The sequence below is a fragment of the Martinezella miluonensis genome (assembly GCF_900094545.1).
GTDB classification, from domain to species: domain Bacteria; phylum Pseudomonadota; class Alphaproteobacteria; order Rhizobiales; family Rhizobiaceae; genus Rhizobium; species Rhizobium miluonense.
The window spans coordinates 1-22,072 of record NZ_FMAH01000035.1; the positions used below are offsets into that span (position 1 = coordinate 1).

At 58.4% G+C, this 22,072-nt stretch carries 27 protein-coding genes; 1 reads left to right on the forward strand and 26 read right to left on the reverse strand.

Annotated features, from left to right (window positions below; all coding sequences use genetic code 11):
* Positions 1 to 269: transposase (locus GA0061102_RS23555; protein WP_139115094.1), on the reverse strand; the 269-nt coding region annotated here is incomplete at its 3' end.
* A gap of 487 nt (positions 270 to 756) precedes the next feature.
* Here GA0061102_RS23555 and GA0061102_RS23560 point away from each other — a divergent pair.
* Positions 757 to 1,446 carry a class I SAM-dependent methyltransferase gene (locus tag GA0061102_RS23560; protein WP_092853783.1) on the forward strand — a complete coding sequence of 230 codons (690 nt, stop codon included), beginning with the start codon at positions 757 to 759 and terminating at the stop codon, positions 1,444 to 1,446.
* 66 nt (positions 1,447 to 1,512) lie between these two features.
* On the opposite strand, the gene GA0061102_RS23565 is transcribed toward GA0061102_RS23560, so the two are convergent.
* The 25 genes from GA0061102_RS23565 to GA0061102_RS23675 all read right to left on the reverse strand — a co-directional run bounded on the left by GA0061102_RS23565 (position 1,513) and on the right by GA0061102_RS23675 (position 21,759).
* Entirely contained in the window at positions 1,513 to 2,052 is a 540-nt protein-coding gene (locus tag GA0061102_RS23565; protein ID WP_092853785.1) for a DUF4376 domain-containing protein, read from the reverse strand.
* 9 nt (positions 2,053 to 2,061) lie between these two features.
* Entirely contained in the window at positions 2,062 to 3,444 is a 1,383-nt protein-coding gene (locus GA0061102_RS23570) for a glycine-rich domain-containing protein (RefSeq protein ID WP_139115097.1), read from the reverse strand.
* Positions 3,445 to 3,467: 23 nt separating this feature from the next.
* Positions 3,468 to 4,130, reverse strand: a complete 663-nt coding sequence (locus tag GA0061102_RS23575; RefSeq protein ID WP_092853788.1) for a YmfQ family protein — start codon at positions 4,128 to 4,130, stop codon at positions 3,468 to 3,470.
* The gene (locus GA0061102_RS23580; RefSeq protein ID WP_092853790.1) at positions 4,123 to 5,208 is read right to left on the reverse strand and encodes a baseplate J/gp47 family protein; all 1,086 of its coding nucleotides are present in this window, start codon (positions 5,206 to 5,208) and stop codon (positions 4,123 to 4,125) included. The genes GA0061102_RS23575 and GA0061102_RS23580 overlap by 8 nt, the downstream gene beginning before the upstream one ends.
* Positions 5,205 to 5,696 carry a phage GP46 family protein gene (locus tag GA0061102_RS23585; protein ID WP_139115098.1) on the reverse strand — a complete coding sequence of 164 codons (492 nt, stop codon included), beginning with the start codon at positions 5,694 to 5,696 and terminating at the stop codon, positions 5,205 to 5,207. Before GA0061102_RS23585 ends, GA0061102_RS23580 begins: the two co-directional genes overlap by 4 nt.
* On the reverse strand, positions 5,693 to 6,187 hold the full coding sequence (locus tag GA0061102_RS23590) for a phage baseplate assembly protein domain-containing protein (RefSeq protein ID WP_092853792.1): 495 nt from the start codon (positions 6,185 to 6,187) through the stop codon (positions 5,693 to 5,695). Before GA0061102_RS23590 ends, GA0061102_RS23585 begins: the two co-directional genes overlap by 4 nt.
* Before the next feature lie 17 nt (positions 6,188 to 6,204).
* A complete protein-coding gene (locus GA0061102_RS23595) occupies positions 6,205 to 7,353 on the reverse strand; it encodes a phage baseplate assembly protein (protein ID WP_092853794.1) in 1,149 nt (382 codons plus the stop codon).
* A gap of 6 nt (positions 7,354 to 7,359) precedes the next feature.
* Positions 7,360 to 8,028 (reverse strand): hypothetical protein, encoded by a 669-nt coding sequence (locus GA0061102_RS23600; protein ID WP_092853796.1) that lies wholly within the window; start codon positions 8,026 to 8,028, stop codon positions 7,360 to 7,362.
* A complete protein-coding gene (locus GA0061102_RS23605; RefSeq protein ID WP_092853798.1) occupies positions 8,025 to 8,504 on the reverse strand; it encodes a DNA circularization N-terminal domain-containing protein in 480 nt (159 codons plus the stop codon). Before GA0061102_RS23605 ends, GA0061102_RS23600 begins: the two co-directional genes overlap by 4 nt.
* A gap of 20 nt (positions 8,505 to 8,524) precedes the next feature.
* Positions 8,525 to 10,672: a phage tail tip lysozyme gene (locus GA0061102_RS23610; RefSeq protein WP_092853800.1), complete on the reverse strand. Its 2,148-nt coding sequence runs from the start codon at positions 10,670 to 10,672 to the stop codon at positions 8,525 to 8,527.
* Complete coding sequence (locus GA0061102_RS33905) at positions 10,665 to 10,790, reverse strand: hypothetical protein (protein WP_280949840.1); 126 nt, start codon at positions 10,788 to 10,790, stop codon at positions 10,665 to 10,667. Before GA0061102_RS33905 ends, GA0061102_RS23610 begins: the two co-directional genes overlap by 8 nt.
* A gap of 17 nt (positions 10,791 to 10,807) precedes the next feature.
* Positions 10,808 to 11,107 (reverse strand): phage tail assembly protein, encoded by a 300-nt coding sequence (locus GA0061102_RS23615; protein ID WP_092853802.1) that lies wholly within the window; start codon positions 11,105 to 11,107, stop codon positions 10,808 to 10,810.
* A gap of 3 nt (positions 11,108 to 11,110) precedes the next feature.
* On the reverse strand, positions 11,111 to 11,473 hold the full coding sequence (locus tag GA0061102_RS23620) for a phage tail tube protein (protein ID WP_092853804.1): 363 nt from the start codon (positions 11,471 to 11,473) through the stop codon (positions 11,111 to 11,113).
* A 12-nt stretch (positions 11,474 to 11,485) separates the two neighbouring features.
* Positions 11,486 to 12,991: a phage tail sheath C-terminal domain-containing protein gene (locus GA0061102_RS23625; RefSeq protein WP_092853806.1), complete on the reverse strand. Its 1,506-nt coding sequence runs from the start codon at positions 12,989 to 12,991 to the stop codon at positions 11,486 to 11,488.
* Positions 12,991 to 13,191 carry a hypothetical protein gene (locus GA0061102_RS23630; RefSeq protein ID WP_092853808.1) on the reverse strand — a complete coding sequence of 67 codons (201 nt, stop codon included), beginning with the start codon at positions 13,189 to 13,191 and terminating at the stop codon, positions 12,991 to 12,993. The genes GA0061102_RS23625 and GA0061102_RS23630 overlap by 1 nt, the downstream gene beginning before the upstream one ends.
* Positions 13,192 to 13,210: 19 nt before the next feature.
* Positions 13,211 to 13,768, reverse strand: coding sequence for a hypothetical protein (locus tag GA0061102_RS23635; RefSeq protein ID WP_092853810.1), 558 nt, complete (start codon positions 13,766 to 13,768; stop codon positions 13,211 to 13,213).
* Positions 13,765 to 14,085 carry a head-tail joining protein gene (locus GA0061102_RS23640; RefSeq protein WP_139115099.1) on the reverse strand — a complete coding sequence of 107 codons (321 nt, stop codon included), beginning with the start codon at positions 14,083 to 14,085 and terminating at the stop codon, positions 13,765 to 13,767. Before GA0061102_RS23640 ends, GA0061102_RS23635 begins: the two co-directional genes overlap by 4 nt.
* A 14-nt stretch (positions 14,086 to 14,099) precedes the next feature.
* On the reverse strand, positions 14,100 to 15,119 hold the full coding sequence (locus tag GA0061102_RS23645; protein ID WP_092853814.1) for a major capsid protein: 1,020 nt from the start codon (positions 15,117 to 15,119) through the stop codon (positions 14,100 to 14,102).
* 16 nt (positions 15,120 to 15,135) lie between these two features.
* Positions 15,136 to 15,507 (reverse strand): head decoration protein, encoded by a 372-nt coding sequence (locus GA0061102_RS23650; RefSeq protein WP_092853816.1) that lies wholly within the window; start codon positions 15,505 to 15,507, stop codon positions 15,136 to 15,138.
* A 12-nt stretch (positions 15,508 to 15,519) separates the two neighbouring features.
* A complete protein-coding gene (locus GA0061102_RS23655) occupies positions 15,520 to 16,707 on the reverse strand; it encodes a head maturation protease, ClpP-related (RefSeq protein ID WP_092853818.1) in 1,188 nt (395 codons plus the stop codon).
* The gene (locus tag GA0061102_RS23660) at positions 16,704 to 18,236 is read right to left on the reverse strand and encodes a phage portal protein (protein ID WP_159432200.1); all 1,533 of its coding nucleotides are present in this window, start codon (positions 18,234 to 18,236) and stop codon (positions 16,704 to 16,706) included. The genes GA0061102_RS23655 and GA0061102_RS23660 overlap by 4 nt, the downstream gene beginning before the upstream one ends.
* A gap of 11 nt (positions 18,237 to 18,247) precedes the next feature.
* Positions 18,248 to 18,448 carry a phage head-tail joining protein gene (locus tag GA0061102_RS23665; RefSeq protein WP_092853822.1) on the reverse strand — a complete coding sequence of 67 codons (201 nt, stop codon included), beginning with the start codon at positions 18,446 to 18,448 and terminating at the stop codon, positions 18,248 to 18,250.
* A gap of 8 nt (positions 18,449 to 18,456) precedes the next feature.
* Complete coding sequence (locus tag GA0061102_RS23670) at positions 18,457 to 20,253, reverse strand: phage terminase large subunit family protein (RefSeq protein WP_342588042.1); 1,797 nt, start codon at positions 20,251 to 20,253, stop codon at positions 18,457 to 18,459.
* A gap of 16 nt (positions 20,254 to 20,269) precedes the next feature.
* Positions 20,270 to 20,893 carry a terminase small subunit gene (locus tag GA0061102_RS32995; protein ID WP_159432201.1) on the reverse strand — a complete coding sequence of 208 codons (624 nt, stop codon included), beginning with the start codon at positions 20,891 to 20,893 and terminating at the stop codon, positions 20,270 to 20,272.
* A gap of 194 nt (positions 20,894 to 21,087) precedes the next feature.
* Positions 21,088 to 21,759: a hypothetical protein gene (locus GA0061102_RS23675; protein ID WP_092853826.1), complete on the reverse strand. Its 672-nt coding sequence runs from the start codon at positions 21,757 to 21,759 to the stop codon at positions 21,088 to 21,090.
* Between the last annotated feature and the right edge of the window lie 313 nt (positions 21,760 to 22,072).

The following is a 22,072-nucleotide window of genomic DNA, read 5'->3' on the forward strand; positions in this document are numbered from 1 at the left end:
ACATTACGCCGGCATTCACGCTCCAGTCGCCGGGAGGAGCGCACCTCGTTGAAATAGCCGTAGATGTAGAGCTTCAGCAGATCACGCGGATCGTAGGGGGGACGACCTGTCGAGGCCTCAACCGCTCGCCTGAATCCGAGCTGCGCAACATCAAGCCCATCGACAAAGGCATCGATCACCCGCACCGCAGCATCTGCCGCAACGTAATCCTCGATCCGGGCTGGCAACAGCGACGTCTGACCCCGATCAGTCCCTGAAATGTATCCCATGAAAATGGCCGCATCGTTTCCAATGCGGCCACCTTAATTGATTTGCCGGACTTCTCACACAGGCTGCGAAGGACGCCTGTGAATGATGATTGATGCTAGGTGCAGGCCGTCTTTTGATGGAGGGGCGCATGGCGGCTGCGCGGTTATTTTCCTTGATCGCCGGACCCGCTGATGCCGAGTATAAATTATCTCGGTGGTGGTAGTTTTTTGCAATCACCAACCTTCTAGGGCCACGGCAATGAACTCAATGCTCCACGCGCGGCGGCGCACCCCACCGCAGTCGGGGCGAGTTTCAGTTTCTAGGAACTGAGAACCACAGCAATCGCTTTATCGGGACGATCGCGCGAATTTCACCTTCAAAACGACGCTGACAGTACCCTCCGCACCCTGCGAATCTGTCGCTAAAGAAGCAAAGACTAATGTTTTTACGCTTGTCATATCCAAAGCTATCGTGCAACTTCGCGCCGGAGTTGCGTGGGGGAAGACATTGGCAGAATTTCATTTCGTTGAAGACTATGAGCGGCATGTTGCCCATTTAATAAAAAAATACCCGATGGATGAAGCGATGAGCATCGCCGTGGGCGGAAACTACGATACCATCGGCAACATCGCGAGCCAGGTTGTTGTTTATGCGGGCGCCAAGGATGGAGATGCCATCTTCGACTTCGGTTGCGGTAGTGGCCGGGTTGCTAGCCATCTATCAAAGCGAGTTGATATCAAACGGTTCCTCGGGACGGATGTCGTGCAAAGCCTTCTCGACTATGCGGCAACGAAAACACCTGAGCATTTTGCGTTTGTGAAGCATCAGCAACTTTCGGTCCCGGCTGAAGACGGTTCGTTTGATCTTGCATACGCGTTCAGCGTATTTACCCATCTCTTGCAGGCTGAAATCTATTTATACTTGCAAGATATAGCTCGCGTGCTGAAACCGGGCGGGACTTTCGTCTTTTCATTCCTCGAGCTTGCCGAAGAGGGACACTGGCACGTCTTCCAAAGCACGGTCGCTACCTTAGCGGCAAAGCAGCCCTCTCACCTTAACATGTTTACCGAGCGCAACCAGCTCGCTATCTGGGCCGCCCACGCAGGATTCGATGTTGTCGAATTCATTGATGGCGGAGACCCTAGATGGAATGGAGAGGCGCTTGGTCAGGCCGTAGCAATCTTCCGCAAGAGATAGTTCTTACTGATGCGTAATAACCACTAGCCGTTATCGTCCTGCTGGGAAGTGTGTTGCACCCTTGCCTTATGTATTGATTCCCCCGCCCATTGAAGGCACCAATAAAGACGGCGAGGAGGCAGCTGGCCATGAGGCGGAGTCAATCTGCGAGAACGTCTGAATCGCCCCGGATGAGATCTCGGCCGCCACTGCACCCTCGGTCGCGAAGCATGCGCTGATAAAGGTCATGACGGCCGTAGCCATGGCGACAGCCGTCTCTTGCGTCAGGGTAACGAAAGCGCCATCAGAGCATTTCCACTGTGTCGAGAACGACTGTCCCTTGATGGTTGCCGCGAGCGCAACATTCCCGATTTTCGACTGGCTGTCTCGATCAGTGGAAATGAGGTGGCCATCGTAGGCGTAGCCACCCGTTTCCTTTGTGAAGCGAACTCCGGCAGCATACGAGAGGAGATCATCCTTGCTCGGTGTTGGTGCGAGCGGGGCCACAAAGACGCCGCCTGAATAGGTCCACCCGGTTCCGACATCATCACCGCACTCGATGCTGCCGTCGATAGTTCCTACGATGACGTTGGTGACAACACCATCTTCAATAATTGCGCTTTTCATGATCTACCCTCAGTATTCAATATAAACAGCACCAGAAGATGCCGTACCACCAACGGCAATCACCGGACCAGCACCACCACCGCCGCCGCCGAAGTTTCCGGCCGCAGGGATGCCTCCTGTAGATGCACCGCCGATACCAGCTTGACCACCATATGGACCGCCCGCACGGCCTCCTACGCCGCCAGAGCTGGTGGCTGTTTGCCCCGTGATGAGCCCCCCCGGCTGGCCGGGGAAGGTAATATCAGCACCTGTTACCGAGCCTGGCGCACCGCCAGACCGCGTGGTAACCGACGTCGCAGCACCAAAGCCGCCGGTGCTGCCGGTGATTGTCATTCCGAAGCCGGTTGTTGTACCGCCAGTAGCCCCCTGCCCCTGCGAGCTACCCCCATTGCCGCCTGACCCGAAGACACAGGGGAACGCTTGCCCCGGAGTTACCCGGATGGTGCGCATCCCGCATGGCGCACCAGCGCCACCGGCCGCAGGGTCATTAGTATTAGAAGACCCGCCCCCGCCACCTGCACCGATGAGCCAAACGCGAATCAAGGACACGCCCAGCGGGACGGTGAACGTCCCCGAGGTCGAGAGTGTTACGAGATTGGTATAGCCCATCGCGCTCGGCGGCGACGTCATCTGGAAGTTGGCTCCGTCATAAACCAGAGTGACCATGCGGCCGGCCGACAGATCTCCGGCAGAAAGCACATTCCCGTTCGCCGTGACGATCGGCTTGGCGCCCAGTCCGTTGAGATTGAGCGTCGCAGCGCCCGTGTTAGTCGTGGAAATGAGAATGTCGAGAGCAAATCCAACGACCACGGCTGCGGGGGCCGGCGTTAGCGTCGCGGTCAGCGCATTTGCGGTGCCGCCAGCCGTCGCTGTATTCCATCGACCGGTTTGAATTGACGACGGGCTGATGCCCTGAATCTGGAATGAGGCTCCGTCAAAACGTAGCTCAAGCAGACTGCCAGCACCCCAATCGTTGGCGACGGGGATAGTCTGATCTCCCCAGACAACTGGCTTGTTCCCGAGACTGTTCAGATTCAGGGTCGTCGCGCCTGATGCGGCCAGTGTTGTTTTGATTACAACGCTCAGGCCTGCAAACAATGCCGTTGGAGCAGGCGTAATCGATGCGGTCAAAGCACCGGCGGTACCGCCGGCGACCGCAAAATTAAGCAAGCCGCTCTGGATGGCCTTCGCCACCTGCGCCAGATCGGTATTGCTTGGGGTGAAGCCAGCTGCCTGGATGAGCGCAATCAGTTCGCGCTGCGGATATTCAACGGCGGCGGCCGGAATGATAGAACCCTGAATGCCCGACGACGGATTACCGTTGACGTAAGGGGCATTCGGATTGGATGCCTGATCAAGTGGTTGATTATACAGCATGAAAAAGGTGCCCAATAAAAAAGGCCCCCGGAGGAGCCTTAAGAAAGAAGGGAGTAGTCGAAGGAAACTTCGGTCTGCGCCGGTTTCCATCGTCGGATGACACACTCAAGGTCGGTAGCGAGCGCTATCGTCACCATGTGGTCGACGCCGACCTCACCACCGCCTGCCCCAGTTCTGAACCAGGTTTCGCGATTAGAAGTCAGCTTTATGGTCCACTCGAACCGAAGATCAGTCGATCCGAGCATCCATCGGTAATCGCTCGAGGAGGTGCTCACTCGTGTATCGCCGCATTGGCTGATACCCGTCATGTAAGGGGAATATTCCTGAATGGTGACGGTATATCCCAGGCCGGCCGCCACACCGATGAAGTATGGAATCGACTGGCCGCCCTCGGATGTCATCTTCTGGACAAGCGCATTTCGCCGGTCGCCGATCGTTACGGCTTCAGCGACACAGGGATCAGGAAGTCCCCACGCGGCTTCCCACGTATCTAGCATTTCGAACGTGAGGCGCGGATCGCTCTCGATCTCCAGTAGATCCGCTGCCCGGCCGTCGACATATGCCCAGTTGCTGGCAAGCCCGTTTAGCACCTTCATTAGGATGGCGTCTGGCTCGCGCGGCCATGCTGGGCCCGTAGGCAGGTTGTCCGCCATCGCCTGCTGATAGTCGGACTGGGTGCGCCTGACGTGCGTATCAGGCATAGGTAATGGTCCCCAGCACCGCCATACACCCGCTGTTTGGCATAACCTGATCGGTCATGGTTAGGGTGAAACTTTCGACGCCCGAGGCGCCAAGGATCGCATCCGATATCCAAGCCGCATAGATTGTCTGAGCAGGCTGGGCGACGCCGTTAGACGAATAGGCCGGCGTCGCCCTATCCTTTAGCATAGCGGTGACCGCATTCGCGATGGCTGCTCTCGTCGAGGCGCTGTCGCTCACCAGATTCGTGATGGTGAAACTGATCGGATACAGCGTCGGCGCCAGAACAAAGATATCCTTCGTCGACACGGGCCTCACGGTATCAAGATAAGCTTTGACGGTCGCAATATCGGCAGTGGTCGGCAGTCCGTTATTCAACGAACGCAGATCGTCCATCATGAAGCGGATGGTCACAGTGCCTGGCCCCATCTCGAGTGGTGAGCACCACGCGCGGGTTACGCCCGGCACTGCAAGCGTCCACGCCACATAGTCGTCGGCGTCGCCGCCTTGTGGCGGTTTCTGAATCCGATCAATAACGCGATTTCTCAGTGAACTTTCACTCTCAGCGTCCGTACCGCCAGTTAGCGAAACGACTGTCGCGTTGCCGTCGACACCGGAAAGGGCCGTGGTGATAGAGAGTGATGTGCCAGCATCAAGATTACCGTCTGCGCCGGCTGTCTGCGCCGCAATATTGCCCGCTGTAGCCCCGGCACCGAGTGTAATGTCTGCGGTGGTTTGGAACGCGATCGCGCCGTTACTGAGCTCGGTACCGGCCAAAATGACCATTCCCGCTGTGCCTGTAAAAGTCGCCGTGCCACTGGCATATGATGCCTGCTTTTGACCATCCTTCAGCCATATCAACGCGTGGCGAATTAGCCACTCGCCTTCGGCGGAATCCGGCAAGAGCTGCTTCGACAGCCAATCTAGGTACTGCAGGGTCAGATGCGCCATGCCGCTGTTGCCGTCAGTCATAATCCGGAGCGGACTATTCGGAACGATCGAACCGAGCTGTGTGACGGAAATCATCTGGTCGCGACCGCGCTTGCGCAGCGTCGCTAGATCAGGGGTAGACCAGGTCAAGATATGTCATCCCATAAATCTTGGAATTGCAAAGAGATTAGGGACTTGTTCCCCCGGTACAGCACAATAGAAGCGGATATGCTTTTCTCGTTGTAGCGCTGTACGTCCACTTCCAATTTTGTTGCTATTTTTCGATCGAGAAAAGGCTGAAGACACTCGATGAGATACGTCTTAGCCCTCGCAACTGTGGCGCCGTATTTGTAGTTCTCGTCGGTAATCTTGGCGCGGTTCAGAAGCCAGAGTAGGCTACCAACCTGCCAGCCGCCCCAGATCTCCTCGGCGTCGGTGTCTCCCCACCAACCGCGCAGATCGGTGTCACCGTCCACCGGCAACTCATCGTCGGGATTGGCGCGCCGATCCGTACCGATCGCCATAAGAACGGCCGACACGAGGTCGTGGGTGCTGTCGAGCGTGTTCTGATCCGTGGTCAGCCAGTCAAGTCTGATGGCCTCCGTTCCCTGGCCTGGCGCAATGCGAATATTGCTCAAGCCGGTGCTCCCGTCGTGCCGCCGCCAGTGGTAACGCCCGTATGGACATGGTCGAAGCCAATATCCTTGCCGTTGTGCGTGACCGTGCCGCCTTGGATTGCCACACCGGACGGCGAAATCGTCATGGTGACGCCGCCGGCAGTGATGGTGAGAGGATTTCCGGCGGTGTTGATATTGATCCCGCTGGCGGCAAGGTGAACTTCGGAGCCGTTGTAGTGGTAGAGCGTCACATCACCGGCTGGCCTGCCTTTGGGGCGGCTGCGGCGATCTCCGAACGCGAGAACGATTGGATGCGACCTGTTTCCACCAACAAAACCAATGATGGCTTCAGCGGCTCCATCGCTGCCACTAGCAGCCGGCACTGCTGTAAGCCCATAGCTTTCGAAGTGCTCGACGTCGGAAAGGCTTTCGTCCTGCAAGCCGACAAGGTTGAGTGTGCGCAGCTTGCCGCCATCCTTGACGGACTTTATGCTTCCGCGTGCAATTGTCATGAAGGTCTCGCTGTGCGCTACACCGGACCCGCCAGCCCGCCAGGGCCGGTAACGACAGGAGCGCTTGGAGTTAAGGGTGTGGAGGTCGCCTTTTGGGCGGCGGTCTGCTCTGGCTTGGACGTTTCGAAGCTGCCCGGCGACGTGATCCAGCTCTGCGCGATCAGGGTGGTGCGCGTTCCGGCTTGATCCTGCGTGAAAGTGACCTCAGCAATCTGCAGATTAGAGGTTTTCAGCAACAGCATCGGGGAATCGATTGAGGTGTAGTCAGCGACCTCAGGCAGTTTGCCCGATGACAGAAGCCAGCCTTGATAGACAATGCGGACTATGACCTGCTGACCCAGGGAAAGCAGATTGTAGTAGCCAGCAGCCTGTTTCAGATCGTCGCTGTCGGCCGGAATATCGGCCTGTATCTGTTTGTCGGTGCTGTAGTTCGAACCGTTCGCATCGGCTTTGCCGGAATATGCGCCGCGGTTCTGCGCCGGCGTGCTGTTGTCGTTTCCGCGCTGCTGACCCACGACCTCCTGTGCCGTGTCACGAGGATTTTGTGCGAGGCAGCTGGCTGAAAGGATATTCCGGCCTTCAACGAATTCGGCAGTCGGCTTCTTATCGACACTTCCGCGCGCGATGATGTTGCCGTCCTTGTCGTCATGAAGCCGAATGCCACGGTATTTCGACAACCTGGACAGCAGATTGAATATCGTCTCGCCTGGCTCGATGTTTACGTATTTGAATGCCTTGTCCCATCCGGACGGCGGATTTAGAGCCTTCAAGGCAATGCCGAGCGGCCCGAGCACCTTGTTGGCGATCGCCTGGAAACTGTAGCCTTTGAACTCGCCATCCTTCAGCGGGATAGACTGCTCAACCGCCTTCAGGACCTGCGAAGCAAACGTCACGCGCACCGAATGATTGTTGGCGTCGTAGGCGACTTGACGCTCATGAACATGGCCAGATGCGAACAACTGGCCAGCAAGTTTCACCGTAGCGGCGTCACCGGTCTTGATCTGCAAAGACTGCCCGACAGCGCCATTGGCGCCGACCTTTTCCGTCACGGTCAGGGTGACCATACGGACGAACGGGTTGATGCTCGCAGTCGCCGTCACTGAGTCCCAATCACGGAAGACCTTTCCGTTGATCGTGACCTCGCACGTCTCTTCGATTTTGGGCAAAACGGATTACTCCGTGAGCGCCCTGATGCTATCCGGCATGAAGGCCGGGTGAACGGGGCTATTTTCGTTGATGATTTCGTCGGCGCGGCTGGCGTCGCCGTACAGGACATTCGCCAGTGTCAGCGACGTGCGGCGCTTGCCGAATGTGTAAGTGGCCAGTTTCGGAAGCTGACTAGCGCGCTGCGACAAGTCGTAAGCAACCGCACCATGCAGCGCGATGAAGGCCTGATATGCAGCGGATTCGAGATTGTCGGCCGCGTAGTCTTCGATCGCTTCGAAGTCATCGACCATGCGGGCGAGAATGGCTTCAGCCTCGCTACGGCTGGTCAAAATGGCATTCGAAACCGCCCTGCTCTCCTCGGCGATACACATTCTGAGCAACATCTGCCGCATCGTGGTGCCAGCCGGGTAGCTCGGTGTCAGCGCCGAAATGGTCGACCGGATCGCATAAAACTGATCGGATGTAATGCCGGCCGTGGTAGCTGCGGTGAAACACGCCAGCGCCGTCGTGCCGATCGATCCAGCCTGCAACAGCGATTTGGCGTCGAAATTCAATGTGGTGCATGCTCGGTCGAGCGCCGCGCCTTCTTCCGTGGTACCAGACGTTAGCGCCGACAGGTTAGCAGCCGTGCTCTGAAGGATCGCCACGGCCTCGTTCAATTCGGAGCGGGTCAAACTGTTATCGCAGTGTCTGCGGCAGTTGCAGCAGCGCTGCCCGCGCTGTCAGCCGCGCTAGAAGTTGCGGATTGCGTGTCTGCTGCGGCCGGCGTGTATGGGCTGGTTCCTGCCTCGACCAAGAGGATTTCGAAGCGCGCCATACCGCCCTCTTCGCGCTGTTCTGAGCAGCTGTAGCCCTCACAGACCACATTCATAATGCCCATGGTCGGGTGGATCAGCGTACCGCCGCCCTCTGTATCAAGGGCGGCAGTCAGCAGCTCGCGGTATATGGTGTAGTCTTCGCCAATGACGTAGGCGGAGATCGAGAACTTGCGCGCGCGCCGCCCCATGTCTTCAGTGTAGGGATCGTCGCGCTTGGCGTATTCGTGCGTCACCGTGCGCCGGCCGCCCGCTTTCGCGCCACCCTCCACATGGAATGGAGCACCACGGAACGACGCCGGAAGCAGTAGCTGCCTCCAGAGTGGAGATGACATCTTGTTTCCTTACGTGGTGCTCAGAGTGACACGGACTTGCCGCGGTCGATCTTCAGATCCTGGAAGAGATCGCTGTCGCTGCGCTTGACGGTGACAGGATGATCCTTGCTGTGAACGTGAATATCCACCTTGCCAGTCGGCGTAGGCGCGCTAGTCGCAGATCCACCTTGAAGGCCGGCGTTTGCCGCCGCCCTCGATGCTGACTTGCGCTCTGGCTGCTGGTTTTCCAGCGACTTACGCAGTGCGTTCGCGATTGCAGCACGGCTGTTGAACTGGCGCGGCCCCTGATCTAGCGGCTTTTCGTACTCCTTGATCGCCAGGCGCAGGACTTCCTGGGCGTTCTTGGCCTTTACGGCCCTATCCCAGATGCCCATTTTCTTCATTTCCCAGATCATGGCTTTGGTCTGGTCGCCCATGCCGGCGCTTCTGACGTCTATCCCGGTTCCGCTGAGAATGTCCCGCACGCGCGGCATATGCCACTGCGCGCCGCCGAATGCAGTCGGTCGGCCGTTAACGAAATCGCCACGCTGTGCACCACCGTAAGCAGATTCCGCGCCCATGGTGGCTCCGGCCCAGGTGACGGCGTTCTCATGAGACATGCCTGCGGCCTTCAGGCTTTCGACGATATCCTTGGCGCGCCTCGCCTTAGTCCCTGTCGGGATCGGGCCGGTGCCTGCTCCGCTGACATCAAAGCTGCCACCAGTACCGGCGCCACCAAAGGTAGCCCGCCCGCCGTAAGACGCCTTCTGAATGCCATCGGCGCCGCCAATACCGGTTCCAGCACCGCCGCCGAGATAGCTCTGGGTGAAGGCAATCATGCCGAGCTCGACACCCTTCGCGAGTATGGCAACAGCGGCATTGTCGCGTGCCGTGGAAGCTCCGATCATGGCCGCCTGCATGCCTGGATGGTAGGCCGCTGGATGAATATTGCCATCGGCGCTGGTGCTGTTCTGACCGGATTTTTTCCATTCAGGCAATGGCGCCCAGAATGGAGTATCCTGGCTCTTCTGATCCGAGTTTGGCGATGAACCTGACGAGCCAGAATTCCACCATTCCAGAATTTTATCGAGAGCTTTGCCCTTTTCGACATAGCCAAATGAGGTACCGTAACGCTGTCCGTCTTTTGCAGACTCGCGATCCTTGGCGATGTCTCCTGGCTTTGGAGGGTTTATCGCATCCCAGTTGGTCAGGCTTTCGGCCCATTCCACACCGTCTTTGAGATGCTTAAAGACAGTTTGAATATCGGTGCTGACACCCTTCCAATCGACCTGTTTTAGATCCTCGCCGACGTCATGAAAGAAGACTTTCACGTCATCGACATGCGCGTCCGAAAATTCCTTAAAAGCATCTGCTGCAGCAGTAATCTCTGGTGCGAGTTTGCCGCCGACTGAATTTTTTAAATTCTCAAAACTGGTAGTCAGGTGCGAAATCGCGTCCTGAAACGCCTCGGCCTTCTTCGTATCCTCCTCAGAAGGCACGTAGGTATTTTTGCCAGCGGCTGCCATGCGCTTGTCAAGCGAGGCTTTGCCGTTCGCGCCGAACTCCGCAAACTCTTCACTACCGAAAAACAACCCAGACAAGGTGCGTCGTGACTGCGCATCCTTTTGCATTGCAAGATAGTTCAGCTCTTTCTGAACCACCTCATCATTGGATTTGGTATTCGCCAGGTCATCAGCAATGCCCTTGCCGCCTCGTAGGCCAGCAATGGCGCCAAAATTTCCTTGATGAAGACGCATTGCGTCTGCGTTGCGAGCGGCGAAGGAAAGGCCACCAGCAATGGCGTCCGGATCTATCGCAAGGCCGTCCGATACCTGCTGCATCTTTTGCAGCGTGGTGACCGCAATGCCGGTCTCGTGAGAAAACTTCCTCATCCGCACGGCATTGTCGGCAAACGAGCGAACGGCCGATCCAACGGCGCCCAACGCTCCCGCGGCCGTCAGGGCTCCGGCGCCGATTGCGCCAAGGCCTAGACCAGACGTCAAGCCACCCATGCCGTTCGTGACTGCCTTACCGACGCCCTCGGCTTCCTTGCGCAAGCTCTCCATCTGCTTGCCGACCTGCTTCATACCGTCAGGGACTTTGATGTCCTTCAGCCTGTTTACAAGGTTCTTCAGCGGCTTGGAAAAGCCATCAAGGACAGTTGCCGGAAGTACCAGAGCCTCAGTCATCGCGGGTACGCTCCAAATATTTCAAGGTGTAGCTGTGCAATTCCGCCAACTCATGGTGAGGCCGAGCCAGAAAATCGAACGGGTTGACGTGAAAGGTCATCGCCAGATCGATAGCCATGTTGACGGAATCGTCAGCTACACCGGCATGAAAAAAGGCGTCAGATGCCACCCGAGGCTGATTAGATCCTTCGGCTTAAGCTTTGCCACCGATGAAGGCGGCACGTCGGCAAGGCGGCTGATCATAGCCGCCATGCGCTTGTCGTCGACGAGGACGCGCGGTGGATCGCTGATCGGGTCGAACTGGACCGGATTGCCGACCGAAATGACGTCGGCGCCGTTGGGCTCCCGAAGGACGAATTCCTTCACCTTCTCGCCGTGCGCTTCGATCTCATAGTCGAAGTGGAACTTGAACTTTCCGTCTTCCCATGCCGCCACTAGTTAGGTTCCTTCCATGCACGTCGTGCCTTCGAAGCGGATCTTCACCTTGCCGTCCGCTGTTTCCATCGGAAGATCGCCGGCCTGCCACGCGTTTTTCAGCGTGTAGGTATGACCGTTGGCGATTTCGGCCGTGACCGTCGCGCCCGTAATCCCCTTGATGTTGGCAATGCGCCAGTCGTCCGTCAGCGTGAAATCGCCCTCGATGTAAGGAACGACCGGCATTTCCGAGTAACCGTGCACATAGTCCTGGCCGGCAATGCCCGTCCTCGTTACCGAGGACGGCATGATCACCAGATTCCCGCGCAACGGGTATTGCGTTCCGTCAACCTTGACGTACGCGGTGCCTGCGGCTCTAAGCCCCATTTTTGTTATCCTTTAGGAAGCGCTGGAATACTGCAGCCTGAACTGCGCGAGAACGGCGAAGATCCGCAGGCCGTTGATGATGTCCGGCGGATACAGAATATCGACGCGGTCGGGGTTGGTGCTGTTGCGAACAACCACGAGATTAGAGGCGAAGGCATCGAGGTTCTCGACGAGACCGTCATATTCCATGTCCGAATATTCCGATACGAGCTCGGCCTTGATGATCTTCGGGGTGACGATCGCCTGCCCCGTTGCAAAGACCGTACCGTCGTTCGCCAGCTTGTGGCGCGGGTACTTGCTCGTGATCGCGCCCTTCATGCGGCGGAAGATCTCGGCCAGAGTGTACAGTGTGGTCGCCAGCGCATACGCGTTGTCCGACTGACCATAGCTGTTCTTCTGGTACCGCATGGCTTCGCGCATGATCGCCGGGTAGCCGTTCGGATTGACTCTCTGAATGGCAATGCCGACCGAAACCAGATTGTTCATCTGGGCAACGGTGAAGCGCTGCTCGGTCGGAGCCGGCAGGACGCCTGTCATTTCCAGCGTCTGAAGCGGCCGGGCCGGATCATTCGCCAGGCCGCGGATGGCAGCAGAGGTATAAGCTGCCGTCCAGTCCCAGACCGGAGTCGGCGACGCAGGCTCAACCGCGAGCACGGTTTCAACCGCGGAATTGCCGGTCGGCCCCCATGTCATGAGGTTGCTGTAGGTGTCGCGCCGGGCACTCCAAACCGCACCATATAGTTCGCGCATCCAGCCCCAACGGCCGGTGTCGCCGAAGCCATATTCGATGTCGAACGCGGCGAGCGTGTTGGAATCGGTATAAGGCAGACCGACGAAGTCATACTGCGTTTCGCCCAGCGCGATGATGGCGTTGTCGAAGACCGGGACGCCGGCGCCATTGGTAGCCGCAGTATGGACAAGCGTAATGCCTGCCGGCAGACGCTGCGAACCGTTCGAGCCGAGATAGGTGTCGGTGACGACGATATCGTTTCCGGTTGCGCCCTTCCACTGGCACGTATACGTGACGACACCTGCCACCGCAGCGGCCGTCGACGGCAGCGTCGTCATAGCGTTGACGGCCGCCGCAATGTTGGTGGCGATCACAGACGCCGTATCGGCGCTCTTCACACCGACGCTGACAAGCTGGCCGGCCACATAGAGCGAGATAATACCTGATTCCGTTGCGGTACCGGAGACAGTCGTCGTCTGTGTGGCCGCAACACCGCCTGTTGGATCATCAACCGCCATGCCGTAAAGCAGCGCTGCGGGATAGACCTGGAACAGGCGGTAAACCATGCGCTCAAGCATGGAGCCTTCGCCGAAAAGTCTTTTTGCGACGGCGACCGAGCCGATGGCATAGACCTTGTTCGACACAGCAGCGCCTGCGGCAAGCTTCTGACCGATGAAAATGGCAGGGTGGCTGGCTGTGCCGCCAGTACCTGCCTGCGAGGAATCGACTTCCGCATAGAAGAGCGGAACGTTCCAGGTCTGGGGGAATGAATTGAAAGAAACAGACATTAAGAATTATCCGTTTTCGCGCTGGTGCTCGACGCCTTCGCGGGTGCCGGCTCGCTCTTGGCGATGGCTCCATCCCTGATCAGGCGGAACGTGAATTGATCTGCGAGCCAGTCGGCACCGCCATCTGGCAGAATGCCGGAGACGGGATGGCTCAGCTTCGCGCCCGCCTCTGTGGGGACGACAAAAACCGTTGTGCTCATGTGGTGGGGATCTTTTTGGTTAGGACGTTGGAACAGTCCACGTCCTGTTGAACGTGTCCGCCGTGCCGTCGTTGTTCGGCTTTGCCGTGACGCTGAGAGTCTGGAGATCGTCCCTGATGATGGGATCGTAGATCCAGCGATAAAAGAACTGAAATTCAAGCTGCAGCTCGAGGAAGTAAGACTCGCCTTCCTTCTCAAAGATGCGACGCCGGCGAATGCCGTTGATGGATTCGAAGCGCGCATCGGGCGCAGTGCCAAATCCCACAAAGGTCGGATCGGTCAGCAGCGTGTTCTCGATCGCATCTATATCGGCGTCGATGATGCCGTCAGTAACGGATGGGTCGTCAAAACCACGCGATACCGCAATAATGATCGTCGCAGTGACCCCGAATTTCGGCGGGCCAGCATTGGCGTCGCCGTCCGGATCAAGTCGCTCATCGGCAATAAAGATTGATAGTGCCGGGAGGTCGTCAACCGATAGCGTCGGCGTGCCTTGCTTGCGGATCGTCACATAGCCCGGCAGGTTCTCAAGGCGGCTGTAGATCGCCTCTCGGATGGCCGTGGTGTGGCTGGTCATCTGATCTCTTTTAGCCTCAGCTCGGCACCGCCCTGGCCGTCAGGCGTAGACGCATCCACCTTGTAGGCTTTGCCGCTCAACACGATCTTGTCACCCTCGCGGGGTGGGATGGTAAAGTTGCTCAGCTGAATGCCCAAAGTGACATTCGTGGATGCCATCTCCGAGCCATCTGCCAGCATCACGGTTGCCACGGTGCGATCGTAAATGCCGGTGGCGGGGTATGGCGGAGCGGTCGGCTGAGATTTTAGAGGCGTGACCATTACAGTCACGCCGAAAGCCGCCATGCATGGCGACAAAACCAGGTTGTCAAAATCCATGGCGGCCCTACTGCTTAGCTGGCGGTGCCCGTGTACAGGACTTCCGGACGCGAGCAGATGAACAGCGGGTAGCTGTAGATCTCGAACTTCGTCCAGGCATTTCGGTCACGATCAGGGATCGTCAGAGCATACTGCTCCTGGCCGAACGTGTTGATCCACGGATCGAATTCAGCCGGGCCGTAGGCGGTCTGGAACAGATCACGGACGCCGACCGGGAAGAAGACCGCAGCGTTGTCGCCGATCGCAACAGTCGACTTGTCGTCGGTACCGCGGTAGTTGTGGAAGTAGATGCCGCCGAAATAGAAGGCATCGAATACCGTTGCCTGCGTCGCGCGCAGACCTTCGGCCGCCTGCCAGTTCTGGTAGGTCAGCTCAACGGACGGATGCTTGACGAGGGCGTCAAAGAAGGAATCGCCAACCAGTGCATGCACGCTCGTGCTGCTGGTGAAGCCACCCTTAGCGGCACGTGCCATGCCACGGGCGATCTTCTTGCAGAGATCGTTCACATTGATCGAGGAGCTCGAGAATGCGAACGCAACGTCAGTATTCGGCGTAATGCCCCACTCAGCGAACCAGTCGATAAGCACGCTGCCGTCCGAATCCAGCCACTTGCCCTGCAGTGCACCGAGGCGGGCATATTCGGCGGTGAGGTCGAAGTCGTCCTTCAGACGCGATAGGCGGCGAGCCGCTTCGGCCTGGACCTGCATCAGCTCGGTTTCAGTACCGAACTGGCGGATGCCGTTGATCTGCTCAGCGTAGAGCGTGAAGGACTTTGCCCAACGTCTGGTGCTGAAATTGCGGATATCGCGCTTATCGTCTTGAAGCTGCGTCGGAGGCGCGCCGATCTGCGACGTCGGGATCAGCTGCATGAAGCCGTCGCGCTTTTCAATGGCGATGCTTCGCGTGTTGGTCGGAACGGGCTCAAAGATATTGAGCTCGTTCAGGAACTGCGGCTTGTAGGGGATTTTTTCAAGCGCAGTGGTCAGCGATACGGTGTGAAACGCATCGCTGTTAAAAATGTCCATGCTTGCCATTAGGTCAAATAATCCTTTAGCGGACGGAAATGCCGAGCGCTGCCAGCTGTGCGTTCTGGGTGGCGATCTCTGTCGGAGTGTCGATCGAAGCGTCGCGCGTGAGGTGCTTGCCGTTCACTTCGCAGGTGCGGGTAAAGGCCGTCACGAGATGGTCGGCGCTGGTTGCGTCGACACGGAAACCGACGATGGCGGCTGCGATCTGAGAGCCGTCAGATGCCGCGGGAACCGAGGGCACGTATTTGCCACTGGCAGTGATCTTGCCAACCACAGTGCCAGGCTGAATAATGCCGGCACCCGAGGCAATCGTGATGACGTCGCGCGAGATGTAGCCAGGCGCTTCGGTGACCAGGAACTCAAGGCTCCATGGCTGCTGAGAAAAAGTGGTCATGTCTGAAATTCCTTAGCGCTTGCCCAGCTTTGCGACGGCTGCATCCCAGCCCTTGGCGACGTCTTCTTGCTTGGTTCGAACCACTGCACCGCGAGCATTGCTGGTGCTGCCCTCCTTTTCTGATCGGGCCTTCAGAAGGCGGCGGCGGACATCTGCTACCGGAACAGCCTTCGTGAGGAAGCCAGCGGTCAGGTCGTCACGACCAGCAAGAGCACAGAGATCGGCGACGCGGCGAGCGTAGGAGAGACCCTTGACGGCGGCGCGCGCTTTGCGGGCGGTCGGCTCGTCGTCGTCTTCCTTGTCGTCCTCGTCGGCGTCAGCCCGCTTGTCGTCGTCGTCGACGTCGGCGTTCATGTCGTCGTCATCTTCTGCGCTGAGATCGTTGTCGTCTTCGGCGCGCGCTTTGCGAGCCTTGCGTGCCTTCCTGGCATCGGACGGCTTGTCGTCGTTCTCGTCGCCGTCTTCGGCGTAGCCATCATCTTCAGCCTTGGCGACGATGGCGGCGAGCGCATCAAGCTTTGCCGACAGGGCAGCAATGGCCGACTCGGTCTTGTTCTTTTTTGGCGTTACAGCCATAGCAATTCCTTTATGCATGGCAGTTTCAACTGCCGCACGTAAATGTTGTGGAACGAGTTTGAGGTTGATCGACGCCTGCGATGGGTCGATGACCTCGTCGCATAGGCCGAATTCAACGGCTTCCTGGGCGCTCAAAAGACGGTTCTCTTTCATCAGAGCGAGAACATCTTCTTCCGATTGTCCGGTTTTCTTTGCGTATGCCTCAACGTAGCGATCGGTCAGCCTTTGCAGATCTTCCGAAGCAATCCTGAGTTCATCCGCCGTCCCGCCCGCACCGGCGCTGTACGGCTCATGGATCAACATGAAGCCGTTGCTGGCGATCTCGACGCGATCTGCGGCCATCGCAATCAGGGTGGCGGCGCTTGCCGCAAGACCTTCAATGCGCGCCGTGATCTGCGCCTGGGACATCGACAGGATCGTGAAGATTGCCTCAGCAGTGAACACGTCACCGCCAGGCGAATTGATCCTGACGAGCACCTCGGCTGGATTGCCGAGGGCTTTGAATTCAGCGTCGAACCATTGGGCCGTAATGCCTTCACCAGTCTCATCGGCGCCAATGCCGCTGAACAGGCAGATCTCAGCTGGTGACGGCGCTAGAGCCTTCACCCTCTTGAATCGGGTCATCTGGTCGCCTGCCCTTCTAATTGTTCTTGTTTTGATTCGGCATGGTCCGGGTCGCTGTCATCGGACGACGGCGTCTTGGACAGAGATTGTCCAAGCGGGCTGTCGGTCAGCAGAATTCCAAGATCGCGAACGCGTTTCTGGTCAGCTGCAATGCGGCGATCGGTTTCCTCTGGATCAAATCCAAGTTCCTCGATGACGTCGCTGCGGGACTTGTAACCATTGTCGACGAGCAGCTTTTCTGCCTGTGCATCCTTCAGCGGGTCGATCCAATCGAAGCGCGGCGGGATCCACTTGACCTTGAAGTATTTCCGACGATTTTGAAGAAAGTCCGGAATATCGCACTCACCGCTGATCACGGCATCCGTCAGCCATCGCGCCCAAATCGGGCGGCACATCTGGAAAACCATGCAGCTGTGTTGCAGCTGCGTCAGGCGGTTGCGAAACTCGACAAGCGATTGACGCGACGAGGAATAGTTCGCCTTGGCGTTGTCACCTGTCGCCGACATATACGGCACGCCCATTCCCGACGAGGCCGCTAGTAGATTGCGATACTGGAATGGCTCGTACGAGTTTCCAGCCTCGGCCGGCTCGCTGAACTTGATATCCTCGCCCGGTAACAGGCTTTGAATCGTGCCAGGCTCCAAGACCGGGAATGGTCCGGGCTCGCCGTTCGGACTGATGTCGTCGTCTTCGTCGAACATATCGGCCGGCGCTGCGCTCGTCACAAAGCCCGCATACATCGCGGCGAGCCTTTTGCGCTCAAGCTCCGCGTCATTGTACTGGTCGACGAGGAACAGCTGCACGATCGACGGCGTGATCCACGGAACACCGCGCATCTGCCCCGGTCGAAGCGGCCGGTAGATATGCAAGACTTCATCCGCCGGCACCCTGACGTAGGTCAGCGGGTGAACGCGGTAGTATGGATCGCCTGGATAGACCGAATAGAACCAATAGGCGATGCGCCGGTCGTTGCCATCAAGCTCAATGCCGTTGATGATCTGGTTGCCGTCATCAGCCATATGGTTCTTGTTGTAGGCGAGCATTTCGCTTTCCAGCAGCTGCAACTGCAGCGGCACGCCCGGCATGTTGTTGCTGCCAGATCGGAAGCGAATGAAGCACTCGCCGGCCTCGAACAGCGCTCGGGCGACAAGCGCCTGCAAGCCGTAGAAATCCGTCTGGCCGGTAAAGTCTGCCTGGTCGGTCCATTCCCGCCAAAGCTTCTGCAGGCCGTCCTTCGTGGCTGCATCACTCAGCAGCAGTGACGGCTTAATGCCGGCGCCGACGAGGTTGGCAACAAAGGATTCTGCGGCCGACGCCACATAGGGATTGTTCCGCAACAGATCGCGGGAGCGCGCCCGCAGCTGCTCTCCGTCTGCGGACACGAGCTGTGTCATGCTGGCGCGGGTCGGCTGCCACGTCGACAGCCGGCGGCGCATTTGCGCGCCTTCGAAACCCATGCCGGTATAGTATGCCTTGGCCGACTTGGTCTTTCGACCAAAGCCAAACGACTTCAAAAGAGAAAACGCCAACGATCCGCCCCTCAAAGTCGCTTGCATGTTACGGGGCGGAACTGGCGCTTGAGCTTGGTGCCGTTCAGGTCGGCCTCGATCAGCGCCTTGAGTTCAAGCATCTGCTGCAGATCTCGATACTGCACCGATTTGCCCTGGTAGCTGACGCTCGTCGCGCCAGCCGCAATCGCGGCGCAAAGCGCCGTGTATTGGGCCTGTGTGTATATGGACATCGAAAATCCTAGAGATAGCTCGAGCGGCTAATGCGCCGAACCGGGCCGCGCCTCCGCGGCGCTTGTGCTACAAGCGGCACGGCAGCAGGTGCCGGCGCCGGTCGTGGTGGCGGTTCGCGGGCGGGAACAGGAGTCGGAACGGTAGCAGCAACAGGAACGTTGTCGTTCGCTGGCTCGTCCGCGGGTGGTGGTGCCTGTGCCTCCGGCTCGTCGGCCGGAGGCTGTTCAGCCTTGGGGCGACGCACGACATCAAGCCGTGTGCGCAAAGACTTCAGGGCTGCGTAGGCGTAGACGAATGTGTCGAGCGCCTCGTTGCGCTTGCCTTTGGCGCAAACCCACACGCGGTAGGGCCGCCCGTCACGATAGCGCGTGACGGCCTGCTCTGCTGTTAGCTGAAAGAAATAGTCAGCATCGACCGCCTCGGCCTGCGGAAAGTGGATGTAGCCCGGCGCAGGCGCTGGAATGCGCAAGCGGCCATAGATGGCATCTTTCGCCGTATCCACACCAAGAACGAAGAGGTTCTCGTTGGTCTTGGTTTTCGACGCACGCGTAGGCCAGACTGGCTTTGCTCCTGGCGCGCCCTTGATAGGCCACACCCGCCGCGCCTTTCGGCTCTTGCAGAATGCGAGAACCATTGCCGCATGATGGCCGCCCGTATCGATGGCAACCGAATGCGTGCGAATGGATCGTCCGGCGTCCGTCATCAACGGCGTCAACAGGTACTCGTCGAGGCGCTGCCATGTGTCTTGTTGCGACGGATCGCCATGCAACACGAGATAGTCGGCAACCCACGCCTCTTCGCCGGCGCCCCAGACAACCGTCTGAACCTCAAGGCGGTCGCCCTGGACGTCAACGCCGGCCGTAGCCACACGCACGCTATCAGGCAGCGAATTCCGGTCGTATGTCTCGATGCGCGAGAGCAGCGGCCCTGCCGAAACAGTCTCGCCGCGCTCTTCCCACGTCTCGCCAAGGACGGTATTCGTCCAGACCTTTAGAAGCTCAGGGTGATCCTTCGCCTCAAGGAATTCGGTGACGATCTCTTCTAGCTTCACCCACGGCGACAGAAGGCCGGGGATATGAAAGCCTGCCGTTCCCTTGAACTCGGCAGTCGCTCGCCATTCACCCTGTCGGATGGCGGCCCAGCGCTGCGCGTCATTCCAAAGCGATCCGCAGTCCTCGCAGACATAATGCGCCGTTTCCGGCTTATGCCCCTCATGCGAGTTCCAATGAACTTGCGACCACTTGAGATACTGCCCTACTCCGCAATCAGGGCAAGGAATGAAATAGCGGCGCCGATCGCTGTTCTGAAACTCGCGATCGATGACGCTTTCCCCCTTGATCGTAGGGGTCGAGCCGACAAGCGTCTTGCGGTTCCAGAACGTCAGCTGACGCTTCTGTGCCAACTTCAGCGGGTCGCCTTCGTCGCCGGCGGAGACCGGATAACGGTCCACCTCGTCGGCGAGCACAATGCGGATTGGTCGAGATGCAAGACTTGCTGGAGAGTTGGCGCCAACGATGGTCACCTGACCACCAGGGAACGACTTGTGCAGCATGGTGTTGCCGCTGTCGCGCGCCTTGCTGTCTGACACCTTGGCGGTCAGCGCCGGCGTGTCGCGCACCATGGGCGCCAGGCGGTCCTTCGACCATGCTTGCGCCATCTCCAGCGTCGGCTGCATGATCAAGACCGTAGAAGGGTCCTGATCGATATAGTAGCCGATGGTGTTGTTCAGGATCTCGGTATAGCCAACCTGGCTGCCCTTAGAGATAACGACCTTCGTTACCGCCGGGTCCGCCATGGCATCCATGATACCGCGCTGGTATTCAGCGCGAGCTGTTAGCCACCTTCCGGGTTCGGCAGACGCTTCCGGACTTAGGCGTCTTTCCTTGTCGGCCCATTCGCTTATCGTCAGATCCGGCGGAGGTGTCAGAACCTTCCAGCAGCTCTTCTGAATCGCCCGGTGGGCTGAATGTCCAGTCTCGGAGGCGTGTGCCTGCGAGCTCTTCGAGAGCGTTGTGGATTTCATTCTTCACCACGTCGCGAACAACGACCGTTGACGTCTCCCCCACGATCAGTGGTGCGACCTTCGATGGAATGGTCAGGATCTTTGCCCTGACACGAGCGAACGCAGACGTGACGGCCGAAACCATTTCTGAGAGCGGCGCGAGCTCGCCGCGCGTCACTGCGTTCTGAAGCTCAAGCCTGTCGGCCGCTTCCTTGTCCTTGCGGGCGCGCTCTTGCTCGCCGTCAATCTTTCCAGGAGGCACGGCCTGTGCGGCTTCACGGCCGGCGGCGACTTCGCGGATGTGGCGGATGTATTCCAGCCGCACAGTGTCGAGATCGTACGAGCTGCGCGTCGACTTCGTGATGACGCCGCGCGCTACCAGATCGGCTGCGGTGCGCGTGTTCACGTCGATGTGCTCTGCGACTTCTGCAATGGTGGCCATCGTTTCAACGCTCCGACATGTCGGAGCCTAAACATGATGGCCCCCCTCCAATAAAATATCTGTACCTAGCGAAAGCACGCGGTGGCGCGATCAGCGAGAAACTATTGAAATATAAGTACCTTCGGAAATTTTATGCATAGGTGATGGGAAAGCAACGCACATATTGCAATGCTTAGGCGCTTCATGCTATGCGTTTAACGCATAGCCACCTTCATCACATTGGCCATCGATGATGTCGTGGCGCGGCGCATATTCGCTTCCATGCTCACACGGAAGTCGCGGCGGAATGGCACGTCTGGCTTGATGGTCACGCTCGGCTTGAGCACGAACATGCGCTTGATGCCGCGCCCTGCTCCGCCCCACGATCCGCCGGCCTTACTGACCTGGCCTTTCTTCTTGCCACGCTTGTAAACGTAGGTCGGATATTTTTTTCCGTACGGTTTAAAGATCGCGCCGTTACGTTCGAATGCGCCAGCAATGGCGGCAGGTCGTTGTGACTTGGCGATACCGGTTGGGCCGAGGCGTTGACCTGCAATTGGCACAGCGACGCGGTGATGTTCGGTGCGCTTGACGCCACCGTCAGCATGAAGCTTGAGATTGCCGCGGCCATTGGCGCGGGCGTCAGTGATCTTGACCGTGAGGTTTGATCGACTGGAATTCTCAACGCTAAGGGCGAATGCAATGAAACCCTTGTTGCGCTGCGTCATGTGCTGCGGCCACGTCTGGGCAATCAGCGTGCGGCGCGTATCGTGCGCGGCGGCGTTCAGCGACTTACTGATGGCGAAAGCCATCTGCTTCGGAGATGCCTCGAGGCGCTTGGCAGCTCTCTCAAAAGCAGACGTGTCGAACTTGACCAGTGCAGTCATGAGCCGAACTAGACGTAGTCGTAGGTGATGGCGACTGGCCCGAAGCAATACCAGCGCCCGACTACTGTGCCATCGTTCTCAATGGCATCGCACGCGCCGAAGCGCCATTCAGTCGGGCGGAAGCCAAAAGCGATTCCCCACATCGGCGCCTCTTGAAAGTGTGATTGATATTGATTTATTCTACCGGTGGTTGGCGCCAGCAGGACCTATCTGAACTCGTATGGCGCAAGGGCATATCGCCCTAGAGCGGTGGGATCTACCCACCTAAGATAGGAGAGGCAAAGCATGGGTGCTTTTGCGTCAAAGTTGGTGA

Bases quoted from the DNA above. Each gene is read 5' to 3' on its own strand.
- GA0061102_RS23565 (WP_092853785.1), bottom strand. From the start codon at position 2,052: ATGAAAAGCGCAATTATTGAAGATGGTGTTGTCACCAACGTCATCGTA.
- GA0061102_RS23575 (WP_092853788.1), bottom strand. From the start codon at position 4,130: ATGCCTGATACGCACGTCAGGCGCACCCAGTCCGACTATCAGCAGGCG.
- GA0061102_RS23590 (WP_092853792.1), bottom strand. From the start codon at position 6,187: ATGACAATTGCACGCGGAAGCATAAAGTCCGTCAAGGATGGCGGCAAG.
- GA0061102_RS23605 (WP_092853798.1), bottom strand. From the start codon at position 8,504: ATGTCATCTCCACTCTGGAGGCAGCTACTGCTTCCGGCGTCGTTCCGT.
- GA0061102_RS23610 (WP_092853800.1), bottom strand. From the start codon at position 10,672: ATGACTGAGGCTCTGGTACTTCCGGCAACTGTCCTTGATGGCTTTTCC.
- GA0061102_RS33905 (WP_280949840.1), bottom strand. From the start codon at position 10,790: ATGGCTATCGATCTGGCGATGACCTTTCACGTCAACCCGTTCGATTTT.
- GA0061102_RS23620 (WP_092853804.1), bottom strand. From the start codon at position 11,473: ATGGGGCTTAGAGCCGCAGGCACCGCGTACGTCAAGGTTGACGGAACG.
- GA0061102_RS23625 (WP_092853806.1), bottom strand. From the start codon at position 12,991: ATGTCTGTTTCTTTCAATTCATTCCCCCAGACCTGGAACGTTCCGCTC.
- GA0061102_RS23630 (WP_092853808.1), bottom strand. From the start codon at position 13,191: ATGAGCACAACGGTTTTTGTCGTCCCCACAGAGGCGGGCGCGAAGCTG.
- GA0061102_RS23635 (WP_092853810.1), bottom strand. From the start codon at position 13,768: ATGACCAGCCACACCACGGCCATCCGAGAGGCGATCTACAGCCGCCTT.
- GA0061102_RS23640 (WP_139115099.1), bottom strand. From the start codon at position 14,085: ATGGATTTTGACAACCTGGTTTTGTCGCCATGCATGGCGGCTTTCGGC.
- GA0061102_RS23645 (WP_092853814.1), bottom strand. From the start codon at position 15,119: ATGGCAAGCATGGACATTTTTAACAGCGATGCGTTTCACACCGTATCG.
- GA0061102_RS23650 (WP_092853816.1), bottom strand. From the start codon at position 15,507: ATGACCACTTTTTCTCAGCAGCCATGGAGCCTTGAGTTCCTGGTCACC.
- GA0061102_RS23655 (WP_092853818.1), bottom strand. From the start codon at position 16,707: ATGACCCGATTCAAGAGGGTGAAGGCTCTAGCGCCGTCACCAGCTGAG.
- GA0061102_RS23665 (WP_092853822.1), bottom strand. From the start codon at position 18,448: ATGTCCATATACACACAGGCCCAATACACGGCGCTTTGCGCCGCGATT.
- GA0061102_RS23670 (WP_342588042.1), bottom strand. From the start codon at position 20,253: ATGGATGCCATGGCGGACCCGGCGGTAACGAAGGTCGTTATCTCTAAG.
- GA0061102_RS32995 (WP_159432201.1), bottom strand. From the start codon at position 20,893: ATGGCCACCATTGCAGAAGTCGCAGAGCACATCGACGTGAACACGCGC.
- GA0061102_RS23675 (WP_092853826.1), bottom strand. From the start codon at position 21,759: ATGACTGCACTGGTCAAGTTCGACACGTCTGCTTTTGAGAGAGCTGCC.